The following is an 11,923-nucleotide window of genomic DNA, read 5'->3' as shown; positions in this document are numbered from 1 at the left end:
ACTATTTATAGGTATTAAAATGTCCTCTCAGAAAGGACATTTTAATACCTTTTGTCTTTTTGTGGTGCCAGGCACTCTTAATGGACACTCTTAAGAATCCGTTGCTCAAACCCTTTTGTAAGTGGCACGACGATGATGCCGGCGATGACAAGTTGCATGATATTACCTGGCACGGAACCGAATGGCTGGATCCAGTTGCCATAAAGGATCACTTCTGTAAAATAGTAGCCGACAACTTTGATGATCATGGCAACTGCAACTGCCAGTATATATACAAAAGACTTTTTGCCGGGCATCTTTTCCGCGATAAGTCCAGCTATATATCCCATAGTACCAACGATAATAAATGTAAATGGAGCCCATAATGTCCAGCCTGACATAATATCGAATAAAGCCATTCCAAAAGCGCCTACAATCGCACCTGATTTCTTGCCAAAAAGAAATGCAGCAATCAAAAACGGCACGTTACCCAAATGGATTAGCCCCCCATTTCCCATCAATGGCAGCCTGATGTTGATAAACATTGTAGCAAGAAACGTTAAAGTAATAAAAAGTGCATTGAGAACCAGAATTCTCGTTTTGTTTTGTTTAGTCGTATACATGCATATTCTCCTCTTCCTTCGAGTATTTGTTTTTCAGTTAAAAAAAGAATATCCTTTTCTTCATGATTACTAGTATAATAAAATCTGACAATATAAAAAGTGTCAATTTTTATAAAAATAACATGGTCAGAAAGGATAGTTCCCGAATGGATATGCTTATGTTTGAATTGAATAAAAACACAACAAAACCCTTATATGAGCAGCTTTATATGGGAATCAAATCTGCTATTTTAAGCCAACAAATTGGAGTTGGAACGCAACTCCCCTCCAAAAAAAAATTGGCCGATTTCTTAAATATCAGCCAAACAACCATCGAAGTGGCATATGCTCAGCTGCTTGCAGAGGGATTTATTGTCTCAAAACCACGGATCGGTTTTTTTGTAGAGGATATAAATGAATTGCCTTATATTGAAACAGAACATGATGAGTTGCCTATAGAGGATACAGGGAAAGAAGTGATCCGAATTGACTTTCATCCTGGAAAAATCGATACAGATTCCTTTCCTTTTTCCCAGTGGAGAAAGTATGCAAAAAATTTATTTGATACACCGTCAAAGGAGTTGCTACAGATTGGAGAACCACAAGGGGAATACACTTTACGGGCGGAAATAGCCAAATACCTGTATCAATCACGAGGGATTGTATGTAAGCCAGAACAAATTGTGATTGGTTCAGGAACAGAACAACTCTTCCCCATGATTTTACGGTTGCTTGAAAAAGATTCAACCATAGCCCTTGAAAATCCTGGCTATTCAGCAAGCCCAAGAATTCAATTGCAAAATAAAACGATCCCTGTTCCAGTTGATGAAGACGGATTGATAGTGGAACAGCTTGAAAAAACAATGGCGAATGTAGTCTATATTACACCTTCTCATCAATTTCCGACAGGTGCGATTCTTTCCGCCACAAGGAGAACACAGTTAATGCAGTGGGCAGCAAAAAGTAAAACTCGCTATATCATTGAAGATGATTACGACAGCGAGTTTCGTTACACCGGTAAACCCATTCCCGCCTTACACGGGATGGACCAAAACGACAAGGTGATTTATCTAAGTACCTTCACCAAGTCATTAATGCCCTCATTGCGATTGGCCTATTTTCTTTTGCCTTCCACATTGCTGAAGAAATATAAGGAAACATTCAGTTATTATTCGGCAACTGTCCCTAGATTCGATCAGCATATAGTAGCCAGCTTCATGAGAGACGGTTATTTTTCAAAACACTTAAATCGGATGCGGAAAATTTACCGTAAAAAACTTGATAGACTGACCCATATCTTTAAAACAGATTATCCTGAAGTCATCATCACTGGAGATCAAGCCGGGATGCATATTTTAATTTCCCTTCCCTTGCAAAAAAGTGAAAATGAGTTAAAAGCTATCGCAGCAAAAAGCCACATCTCCATTTATCCTTTAAGCGATTATCTGATAGAACCAATCGAATATAAGTATCCAACATTCCTGTTAGGATTTGGAGGCATCCCCTTAGAAAAAATCGAGGAATGCATTCATCAATTAATGCAATGCTGGGAAATGGCAAAATAATCTAGCTTGTCCTAACTCCAGCTAGACTCTCTATTTGGTTTATACTAATGCACAGTATTATTTAAGAAGTAGTGTTCATTTTTCTATTAACTAGATTATTGAATAATAAAGAAACGTCTAGACCTTATTTAGCATGGTTTTAGACGTTTAATGATTTAAGCGTTCATACGATAAGTACAATCCATCGAACGATACATTAGCTGCCATTACTAGAAAGTCGTCGGTAACTTGATAGGCCAGCATAGGTAACTTAATTTGATTACTATTTTTTTCAAAGCCAAAGCATTTTCTCCTAAAAAAAATAAAATGCCGCACCTTGAACCGCATTATTTAAGAGTTATGGTGGGTTTTGGCACATTAGCATAATATAGCTTTAGCCATGGCAAGTAACAGCCTAGTTTATTAAACTAAAGCACCTGTTACTTTAAGTACAATAGTTTACAAACTCATATCTATGTTGATATAACAAAAGGCTTCAGGATATGAGTCTTTTTGTATAGGTTATCTTTTAAATCCACCTTCTGAATGAATAATCCGACCTGTAATCCAAGCTGCTTCATCACTCACTAGAAATTTAATGGTTTTTGCAACATCTTTCGGCTCACCTATTCTACCAAAAGGAAACATCGGTTTTAATTGAGTTTTTATTTCCTCTGTCATCCAGCCAGTATCAGTTGGACCTGGATTTATTGTGTTGACCGTTATACCTAACGGGGCTAATTCATTTAACATATACCATCTATATTTTTAAAGGATGTAGATGTTTTTTTATTTCCTAAAAAGCATTCATAACCTATCTCGTGATGTAGAAATAGTTATTGAACTAAACTCATCCTTTATCACCTTAATAGATAAAAGTGCATTCCTCCATCTTGAATCAATGTAACACTTAGCTGAAGAACTAGCGTATTATCTCTTATCTCTTTAAAGTCCCTATCCAAACATCACCCTTGTCGAGACTATATTGCAGGAAACTCCCCTCTTCATCTTTAATTCTTACGGCATCATAGGCTTTTCCCTTAATTCTTGATACTTCTTTTTCGGTTAAAGCACCTTCTTCTAACCATTCATTTAAGTCATTTTCATCGTAATAATCACTCTCTATATGCAAATCCCATTCAAATTGTTCTAACTTGTCTCTCAAAGAATGAAATTTATCAAATGGAAATCCCTTATTTTCTTGCCTTCTTTTGAAGGTTTCATCATAAAAATCAAGACAATTTCTATATGCGACAACAATTTGTGAGTTAATAAAATGAGGGTCATAAAGCCAGAGTTTCAAATAAAAGTCTTCCTCTTCTTTTTTCATTTTTTGATGCCACTCTAGGTAAACCTCGATCATTGCATCAAGTAAAAGGCTTTGATACCAATTAGGAGGGTTTCTTCGTTCTAATTTATAAAAAGGATGAATCCATAATTTTTCGTATTGTCTTTGATAATTCCTTAAGTAGTCCATATCTAAATTGATTGCATTTTGCTTCCATCTTTCGATTTTTCTTTTATGTCTTTTCCAACCTCGTATTTTCTTCTTTTTTGAAAAATAAAACACTTATACACTTCCTTTATTGATTTATATAACTCAATGATACCTTATCTTCTTGTTTAACTAACCTCCTTTAGTTCGTAAAGTTAAGATACTTCTTTGGGGGCAAATAATCTCCAGTTCAGTGAATCAACTATAAGTTATTGAAAAAACTCAGTTGCAATTCTATTAAGTTCAGAAGGATTCTCTATAATAGCCCAGTGACCACAGTTTTCAATCTCAATCAGTTCAGCATGAGGAATATAATCTAAAAGCAGCTCCTTTATCCTCTTTGGGTTTAAAATATCATCACTTCCTTGTACTACAATAATAGGTATCTTTGATAATTTATTGATTTGGGGAATTAAATTATAGTTATTTCTAATGTCATCACCTATTCGATTATTTACTATATTATTAATGGGTGATTGATCTTTTTTCTGAATGTTGTCATATGAATATACATAATAAGGATCGATAACTTTCAACATTTCTGTCATCAGACTTACCTTTTTTCATTCTATTATGGATTATGAAAAGTTTAATTTTATCTAGTATTGACATTCTTTTTAATAATTCTTTGGAGAATTGTCTGTAACCGCTGGAACTAATACCAATTGCAGCCGTTAAAAACAATTTATTTACATTTTCAGGGTACTCAGTGGCATAAAGAAGTGCAAGTATAGAGCTCCATGATTCACCAAATAAATGTATCTTATCTAACTTCAGTTTTTTCCTCAACATCTCTAATGTTTCTACTTCATCAGCCATTGAATATTCGTTATTTAATAAATGTTCCGATTTACCACAACCAGTTTGATCATAAAGTATAAGTTTATAATTCTTAGATAATGGTAGTACATGAGGAAGAAAGAATTTATGATTACTACCAGGACCACCATGAAGAAAAATAATAGCATCTCCTTCGCCTACTACATTTATAAAAATTTTTCTGTCATTCACTAGAACATAATCTTGCCAACCTCTATTCATAATCCCCCTCCAGTATTACTTTTTAAAAATACAACTTATTTTTATATCTTATCATTTTCCTTCTTAACCTGTCCTTTTAGTGCCTGATTGTGGAAGATGATAATCGCACCCTGTACTTTGATGTTTTTCAATTCATAAATCTTATTTTAATACCTTTTACTGGTTTAGAATAACCAAAATATTCCTCATTTTTCTACAAACCTTCTAACTTAATTTTAAATCCATATTTTTAATATCCTTCTTCCTCAAGCTTATTTAATCAATAAAGTAATGATCTATATTTTATAAAAGAAATTTGACCTTATTAGTGCTGCTCAATATTTTCTTTCAATAGGTATTAGAACGCTGGCAGTTCTTTATTAATTCGTAATTAAAAATTCACTAGCAATAGTGTGTTGACGTTAGTCTAATTAGACTATATAATATGGAAATCTAATTAGACTATCGACTATTATGTAAAGGATTGAAATTTAAATGATAAAATCTTTTTTAATGTTAGGTCAATCGAATATGGCAGGTCGAGGATTCTTGCATGAGGTAGAACCTATCTATAATGAAAAAATAAAAATGCTTCGCAACGGTCAGTGGCAAATGATGACAGAGCCTATTAATTATGACCGCCCTGTTGCTGGTGTAAGTCTAGCAGCATCTTTTGCACAGGCTTGGTCGAATGCCAACCCGGATGAAGAAATTGGTTTGATTCCTTGTGCGGAAGGTGGCAGTTCTTTGAACGATTGGCATCCGCAGGGTATTCTTTTTCAACATGCTTTATCTGAAGCTCGATTTGCACTTGAAACTAGTGAAATTTGTGGCATCCTCTGGCATCAAGGTGAAAGTGATAGCAATAATTCTCTACATGAAACGTATTATGAAAAGTTATCTCTTATCATGGAAACTTTACGTAAAGAATTAAACCTTCAAAATGTTCCATTAATCATTGGTGAGCTTGGTGATTTTCTAGGAAAATCTGGTTTCGGAAAGTACTCATCAGAGTTTCAAGAAATAAACGACCAATTACGTCGATTCGCTCACGAGCAGCAAAATTGTTATTTTGTATCAGCAAAAGGTCTAACTGCCAATCCAGATGGTATTCATTTGAACGCCGTTTCTCAACGAAAATTCGGTTATCGCTACTTCGAAGCATTTTCGAAAAAATGTCATATCTTAGAGCCTCTTTCAGATGAAAATCAATCACTAAAAATAAACAATAACTATTCAAAAACAGAACAAATTTATATTCACAGTATGAATTTGACTCTAGGTAAAATCACATACGCTGAATTTGAAGCCCAAATGACGAAGGTGATGCGCCCTTGATTCCCTTACTTATCCTTGGCTTACTTATTCAAAACCCTGGCGCTCATGGATACGAACTATTAAGTTTAATGGAAAAACGACACTATAAATATATCGTTAACTTCACTAAAGGATCATTTTATTACAATTTACAACAACTTGAAGAAAAAGGCTTGATTGAACAAACACATCAAATAAGTCCAAACAATGGGCGTGAAATGCACCCCTTTAAAATCACGTCTTTAGGAAGAGAAGAATTCGATAAATTAATGGTCAAATATGGGACTAAATCCGAGTATGTAAACTTACAATTCTATGGGTCGTTACTCTTTGCAGATGAATTCGATAAAAATAAATTATTAGAATTAATCCAATCACAAATTGATCAAACTGAAGCCAGAATTGCTCTTCTCGATGAATACCTAGCTATCACTAAAGAATTACCTGGTAAAATTGATTATTTTCGTCGCATGAACGAAAATTCTCGTTCACACCATTTAGTGAACTTAAAATGGTTTAAAGAATTGAAAGCAGACATAGAAGAAGCAACTGTGTAAATAAACACTAAAATCCCGTATCAATATTACTTAGTAAAATTGATACGGGATTTTTCATGTAATTTTTTGTAGTCCAGCAACTTTACAGTTACGTTCTGGCTAACTACTTCTAAACTAACATCAGAAAATGAATGTGCTAAGGCAACAATTAAACTAACACAATACTTAATAGTATATTCACAATATAGTATTCCTGAATATAGCCCGATTGTTGAACACTAGTTAAAAATCACTGTTGAACTGAGGCTGCCCGTTTTGTGGTACAAGAAAATTATTTATAACAGGAGTGCTAAACTTTTAATATAAAAAACAAGTTGCTATATTCAACTTGTTTTTAGGAATAGGGTACAACTATTAAATTAAAAGTTACTTATTATTCTATATCATTTAATTGCTTATTTAGGATATACCTTTTTAATTCGTTCACACACAACTAACATATCTTGTGTAAATGCTATATCATATTCCTTTAATAATTCTGTAAAGAACTTCTCGTGAGCATCCCACCAGAATTGATAATCACCTTCACCTTCGGCTAAAGCAAATTCCTCGGTTACCTCATTCATTGGAACAATTTGAACTGATTCAATTTCAATAATAGCAACTGGATTTTCCTTACCATTTAAAATAATATAATATTCACCAACTTTAGGAATAGCTTCTTTTTCAATTTCGTAAAACACATAACCCGAAGTTGTAGCTGTCTTTTTTCCATTTACAACTAATTCTGCTAACCAATCAGCCGAAGCACCAAATTGAGTAGCATCTTTATATTGAACCCCTTCTTTTTGGGTGTCTATACAAAATTGATTCCAAAATTCATTAACTCTGTTATTCATTTTCCTACTTCTTCCTTTATTAATATTTTAACTCCTTTAATCTAAATACTTATTCTAGGTTACTTTGAATTATCCTTCTTGCACCAACCTGCTCCGTTCGTACCATAGCAAAAAAAGGTAAATCCTTCATGGATTAATTCCTCGATAGTTCTATGAGCTCCCAAATTTATTGTAAATTCTTTTTAAATAAAACTCTATCTTGATTTGGTCCGTCATAGTCCTTATAAACAGTAACTCCATCTACGACTGCATTTCCTTGTTCAATATCAAAACCCATATTAGTATGAAAGGAAATTGAAATTTTATTAATAGGTGAGGTTACACAACGGATTATACTAGCACCTTTTTGTTTAACCACATAAAAAAATTTATTGTAGAGTGTTTTTCCTACATTGTGTTTTCTATATTTTGGGTGCACTCCAACGAAATGAATATATGCCTCTTCAGGCTGTGATTGTGATAAAAACCCAATTAGAAACCCCACTATTTCCCCATCTTTTTCAGCAATAAAACTTGTATCTGTAAAATGATCAAAAAAGAGCTTTGGTAACTTATCAGCCATTTGTCTTCCCCCCACCATTGATTTAGTAATGGCGAGATTTCATAGTAATCTAAACTGTTTACTGAACGAATCTTCATTTTTAATCCCCCTACACTTGTATGCTATATTTACCCAATCCCACACTTATTACCAATTCTAGCACATCTATTATTCAATTTAATCAACTATCCTACTTTAGCAAGAAATACGATATCTCTTTGTTGAGGTATCGCACTCACAATCATTCCATCTCTTAAGAAAAAAAGAGCTGACCCAAGCAGCTCTTTGATCTAAAAAATAAATTTATTTTTTTATAACTGCAATCCAAATTTTGCTTTTCACAAATGGTGAAGTTAAATCTTTGGTTTTAATCGACAAGATTTGGGTCCTTCTGTTACTTGATAATTAGAAGATGGAAACCACTCAGAAAAAATCCTCCCCCAAGTTTCCTGTAAAGTACTAGGAAAAGCTCCCGTTGATTCAAATATCGTCCAGGTTAATGCTACACCAGCTCGTACAGCAAGTTCTACGTACTTTTTAACTATGGTTCGCTTAAATTCAATATTCCTTTAATCATTTAATATCTCCCCTGTTGCTCTTGTGTAATTTTACGCAGAACCCTGATCTACATAAAACTAACCTGCTTCGTTTCTACATGAGTAAGATTTCACTTATTACAGGAATGCTGCCCCGTTAGCTTAACAAGATAAAGGTAGATCACATCAATTGAAGTTCAAGAAAATCTAAATTATAATCTATAGAAAAAAGAAAAAAATACCATCTGTTCTCTTTGCTAAAATCTTCATCTGATCTTCCATCCTTCTTATCTTTACAATTCTCCCTCAAGATACTTTATTAGGTACAATTCAGGCTGTTCGAGGAACTCTGTAAAGCTGCATAAATCCAGATACGTCTGATGCTCTACATCATAACATCCTATCAGGCCTTTATTCTTTGGGTTCCAAACCAACTGTAGGTCAGAGTAATTGTCGATATCAGCTGAAAGACGAAGCAGCTTTTGTCTACCGATTTTCATCTCAATTGTATCGTTCAGCGTAAAAAAATCTATATACTCGATTTCATATTCATTTTGCGCTAGCTCAATGCGTAGCTGATTTCCTGTAAGAAAGCAGACCAGTTCATCGGGTAATTTATATTTTTTAAGCTCATTTTTCTTGTTCGCTGGATCATGGAATTCAGCCGGCTCCAGCGATTTCAAATAATTAGCCATGACCGTATCCTTATTGCTGACCGCAATCGTATATGGCCGATCGCCGTCTTTTTCCGCTTTAGTAACATCTGCGCCGTGTTCAATCAAAAATTTAACCATGCCCATATTCCCCATACGAGCAGCCACCGTTAATGGAGTAGCTTGATAAGGATAGACCATATCCGGTTGATTATAATTGATGTCCACCCCATGATCGAGCAAATATTTGAGTGTCTTCAGGTCATGGTCCGATGCAGCTTCACGTATGATGGCACCGCCGTACAGCTTAATATCTAATCCCAGCTCATGAATAAACGGGATGTTTTTTTTGTTGCCATAATAGGCTTCTGAATATGCACCCGACCCCGTTTGATTATGCTTGTCCATCTCAGCTCCTTGCGCTGCAATGTAACGGACGATATCCTCCCCGCAATAACGTACAGCTCTCAAAAAAGCCGGATTATGATGAACATTCAGGTTAACGCCATGCTCTACCAGCAGCTTTATAACCTCCTTTTTCTGCAATACTAGCGCCAGATCTAACGGACTAAGAGAAATACGCTTACTAAGTACGATCCCCTCCTCAATATCCCAGCCTGCTGCGATTTCCGCCTCTAAAGCCGGAATATTTCCTTTATAAATATGCATCGCCATTTCCGGCAGCTCCTGAAACCTTCCAATACCTCTCAAGACGATCAACCTTATCACTCCTTAGCTCAAAATTTTATGACACACCTTATCCGGATCTTTGTTTTTTTATTATTATAAAACTTAAACATAGTTAAATTGGGGTATTTTTTCTTTTTTTGATTATAACAAGCCTTGTAATATATATAATAGGGATCAATAAAAATACTAGTGACATTATGTTTTGATTTACTATAAAACCATAAATAAAAATTACTGTACAAATAGTTAGGATAATAAGAGTGATTCTTTCTAATAAAGATAACTTCATAGTTTTCACGCCCTTGTCTATTTTTGATTTAGTTATGGTGAAATAGGATAAATATATATTATTAGTATTACTACGATTAGTTTTAGAAAAAGTTCCCGTTATTTAACAAATCTTTACCAATAGCAAGATTTCACTTATTGCAGGAATGCTATCTCGATAGTAAGGTAATCTCATTGTCTAGTTTTTTCTGTATATCAGCATTCGTCTTTTCCAACTCCATCTATATTCTTAGGTAAAATCTGTACTTGTAAGTAGAAAACTTCCCTTGAATTCCTCCTATATTTTATGTAATTAATGCTTCGTTTCGCCAATACAATGTAATAAAAAGAAAAACGGAGTGATAGCCATGGTCCAATTACTCGTTGAATTTGTATGTAACTTCATCTCATTCTTTATAAAAGATAAGTATAAAATTTGATTTTCTCCCGCACGATATTAATTAAATAAATGAATTGCAGCACCCACTGGTGAGCAATTGAAACTCCGTCGAAGTCACTATTTTCAACCTTCTCCACATCTTTTATTGAAAGTTGGTCAGAAGTTATTTTAACTGGATCATCTAAGCCCACTACACACTAATAGTGATGAAGTCCTTATCCCCTAACCTACTTCTTTAATATCTTAATAGATAAAATTGCATTCATCCGTCTTGATAAATACATCAGTTTCCTGAAGAACTAGCGTATTATAGTTATTCGCAACTTTATTTATTACAGGAAAGTTGACCCTTAAAACCATAAAAAAAACAGCTGCCTATAGCAACTGCCCCTCCCAAGATCATTTCACATTTCATTTACTTTAAGGGAAAATTTTTTTAAGTTTTTCATCTAATCCAGTAAAAAGCATGAATGCTGTTATTGGTATGCCCAGAAGTAGCACAAAAGGTAGGGATGTATGTTCATTTGGTCCTAAAACTAGGTAAGCTAATAACATAATTGCTGCTAATCCTATATAATTCTTTAAAAATGATGCCATTGAAGCTTTCCTCATATTTATTACCTCACTTAGTATTTATTGTTAAAGATATCAACATAAAATAATCACCATTTTTCCCCTTATATTTTAAACTATAACACAAAATTCATGAATTCCTTAGCAATTATTCTAATGAGATGTAAATTAAAATTCCTTCTAGCTATTTAATTAACCAGCCCCCTTTAGTGCCTGCATAAATAAAAAAGCATTCATCCGTCTTGGATCAATGCCCCGGTATAGTTTAAGAACAATTCTTCACTTACTTTAGTTTCTTACAATGATGCTACCTATTTTAAGCAAGTTCCCCTTTGTGTAAACTATATAGTGATATATTTGTAATCCTGATCTATATGCTTTCTTGTAACAATTTCATTTTCATCTAAGCCATTACATATTGCAAAAAAACCTTCATTAGTTTCAAAACCGACGCCAATCAATTGTTCCATCCATTGAATAATTTCAACAGTATTTATTTCTTTCTTAAAAAATTTATTAAGCTCTACCAATTTGTTCTTTTTCCAAACTAGTTTTCTACCAAAGTAATTAATCTCTTGTAACAGGTCAATGTGATCAAAAGTCACAGCATATTGATTAGTCTTGTATGCACATAGTTCTAACTGGCAAGTTTTAAATTTTAATATTACTGGCAGGTCATTAAACCATTCATCATTAATACTATCCCAGGACACCCATAGTTCTTCTATTGTTTGCCCTTTCAGAGATTCCAGCTTATATTTATATTCTGCTATGATTTTAAATGATTCTTCATACAATTTGGGATTGTAATTTTTTATTCCTAAGATAAAATTCCCTCCTTCTCCATGTTCCTTTATAGTGCTCCGTTATTAATTAAGGCTATGCCTTAATTGGTGCGGTTGTTTCAATA

General features: G+C 33.9%; 11 protein-coding genes and 3 pseudogenes. 3 read left to right on the top strand and 11 right to left on the bottom strand.

The genetic code is table 11. From position 1 onward, the window contains the following. Positions 1 to 77 precede the first annotated feature (77 nt). Entirely contained in the window at positions 78 to 602 is a 525-nt protein-coding gene (locus tag C2I06_RS04640; RefSeq protein WP_123257558.1) for an ECF transporter S component, read from the bottom strand. Between the two features lie 146 nt (positions 603 to 748). On the opposite strand from C2I06_RS04640, the gene pdxR reads away from it, so the two are divergent. After that, the gene (gene pdxR / locus C2I06_RS04635; protein ID WP_206427985.1) at positions 749 to 2,146 is read left to right on the top strand and encodes a MocR-like pyridoxine biosynthesis transcription factor PdxR; all 1,398 of its coding nucleotides are present in this window, start codon (positions 749 to 751) and stop codon (positions 2,144 to 2,146) included. Between the two features lie 501 nt (positions 2,147 to 2,647). On the opposite strand, the pseudogene C2I06_RS04630 reads toward pdxR, so the two are convergent. The 4 genes and pseudogenes from C2I06_RS04630 to C2I06_RS04615 all read right to left on the bottom strand — a co-directional run. After that, positions 2,648 to 2,869: pseudogene (locus tag C2I06_RS04630) on the bottom strand (SDR family oxidoreductase); the annotation flags it as partial. 193 nt (positions 2,870 to 3,062) lie between these two features. Continuing rightward, positions 3,063 to 3,638 carry a hypothetical protein gene (locus C2I06_RS04625; protein ID WP_420915965.1) on the bottom strand — a complete coding sequence of 192 codons (576 nt, stop codon included), beginning with the start codon at positions 3,636 to 3,638 and terminating at the stop codon, positions 3,063 to 3,065. A 191-nt stretch (positions 3,639 to 3,829) separates the two neighbouring features. Next, positions 3,830 to 4,168, bottom strand: a complete 339-nt coding sequence (locus tag C2I06_RS04620) for an alpha/beta hydrolase (RefSeq protein WP_123257556.1) — start codon at positions 4,166 to 4,168, stop codon at positions 3,830 to 3,832. Further along, the gene (locus C2I06_RS04615; protein ID WP_095328342.1) at positions 4,119 to 4,661 is read right to left on the bottom strand and encodes an alpha/beta fold hydrolase; all 543 of its coding nucleotides are present in this window, start codon (positions 4,659 to 4,661) and stop codon (positions 4,119 to 4,121) included. Before C2I06_RS04615 ends, C2I06_RS04620 begins: the two co-directional genes overlap by 50 nt. A gap of 474 nt (positions 4,662 to 5,135) precedes the next feature. Between C2I06_RS04615 and C2I06_RS04610 the strand changes: the two genes are divergently transcribed. After that, positions 5,136 to 5,978 carry a sialate O-acetylesterase gene (locus tag C2I06_RS04610; protein ID WP_095328341.1) on the top strand — a complete coding sequence of 281 codons (843 nt, stop codon included), beginning with the start codon at positions 5,136 to 5,138 and terminating at the stop codon, positions 5,976 to 5,978. Further along, on the top strand, positions 5,975 to 6,514 hold the full coding sequence (locus tag C2I06_RS04605; RefSeq protein WP_095328340.1) for a PadR family transcriptional regulator: 540 nt from the start codon (positions 5,975 to 5,977) through the stop codon (positions 6,512 to 6,514). Before C2I06_RS04610 ends, C2I06_RS04605 begins: the two co-directional genes overlap by 4 nt. Before the next feature lie 395 nt (positions 6,515 to 6,909). Here C2I06_RS04605 and C2I06_RS04600 read toward each other — a convergent pair whose 3' ends face one another. The 6 genes and pseudogenes from C2I06_RS04600 to C2I06_RS04580 form a co-directional block, all read right to left on the bottom strand. Continuing rightward, the gene (locus C2I06_RS04600; protein WP_123257555.1) at positions 6,910 to 7,353 is read right to left on the bottom strand and encodes an ASCH domain-containing protein; all 444 of its coding nucleotides are present in this window, start codon (positions 7,351 to 7,353) and stop codon (positions 6,910 to 6,912) included. Positions 7,354 to 7,519: 166 nt separating this feature from the next. Then, positions 7,520 to 7,992 (bottom strand): annotated as a pseudogene (locus C2I06_RS04595) (GNAT family N-acetyltransferase). Positions 7,993 to 8,197: 205 nt separating this feature from the next. Then, positions 8,198 to 8,397, bottom strand: a pseudogene (locus tag C2I06_RS04590) (GyrI-like domain-containing protein); the annotation flags it as partial. Positions 8,398 to 8,723: 326 nt separating this feature from the next. Next, positions 8,724 to 9,803, bottom strand: a complete 1,080-nt coding sequence (locus C2I06_RS04585; RefSeq protein WP_123257554.1) for an ankyrin repeat domain-containing protein — start codon at positions 9,801 to 9,803, stop codon at positions 8,724 to 8,726. 1,057 nt (positions 9,804 to 10,860) lie between these two features. Continuing rightward, on the bottom strand, positions 10,861 to 11,037 hold the full coding sequence (locus tag C2I06_RS24855; protein WP_164463622.1) for a hypothetical protein: 177 nt from the start codon (positions 11,035 to 11,037) through the stop codon (positions 10,861 to 10,863). A gap of 317 nt (positions 11,038 to 11,354) precedes the next feature. Further along, positions 11,355 to 11,726, bottom strand: a complete 372-nt coding sequence (locus C2I06_RS04580; RefSeq protein ID WP_141231311.1) for a hypothetical protein — start codon at positions 11,724 to 11,726, stop codon at positions 11,355 to 11,357. Between the last annotated feature and the right edge of the window lie 197 nt (positions 11,727 to 11,923).

Origin of the sequence: Niallia circulans (genome assembly GCF_003726095.1) — a bacterium.
Lineage (GTDB): Bacteria > Bacillota > Bacilli > Bacillales > Cytobacillaceae > Niallia > Niallia circulans_A.
The sequence above is the reverse complement of the archived record's forward strand: the minus strand, read 5'-3'. Positions and strand labels throughout refer to the sequence as shown.

Excerpts from the sequence above, each read along its gene's own strand:
- C2I06_RS04640 (WP_123257558.1), bottom strand. The coding sequence starts at position 602 with ATGTATACGACTAAACAAAACAAAACGAGAATTCTGGTTCTCAATGCA.
- pdxR (WP_206427985.1), top strand. The coding sequence starts at position 749 with ATGGATATGCTTATGTTTGAATTGAATAAAAACACAACAAAACCCTTA.
- C2I06_RS04620 (WP_123257556.1), bottom strand. The coding sequence starts at position 4,168 with ATGACAGAAATGTTGAAAGTTATCGATCCTTATTATGTATATTCATAT.
- C2I06_RS04615 (WP_095328342.1), bottom strand. The coding sequence starts at position 4,661 with ATGAATAGAGGTTGGCAAGATTATGTTCTAGTGAATGACAGAAAAATT.
- C2I06_RS04610 (WP_095328341.1), top strand. The coding sequence starts at position 5,136 with ATGATAAAATCTTTTTTAATGTTAGGTCAATCGAATATGGCAGGTCGA.
- C2I06_RS04600 (WP_123257555.1), bottom strand. The coding sequence starts at position 7,353 with ATGAATAACAGAGTTAATGAATTTTGGAATCAATTTTGTATAGACACC.
- C2I06_RS24855 (WP_164463622.1), bottom strand. The coding sequence starts at position 11,037 with ATGGCATCATTTTTAAAGAATTATATAGGATTAGCAGCAATTATGTTA.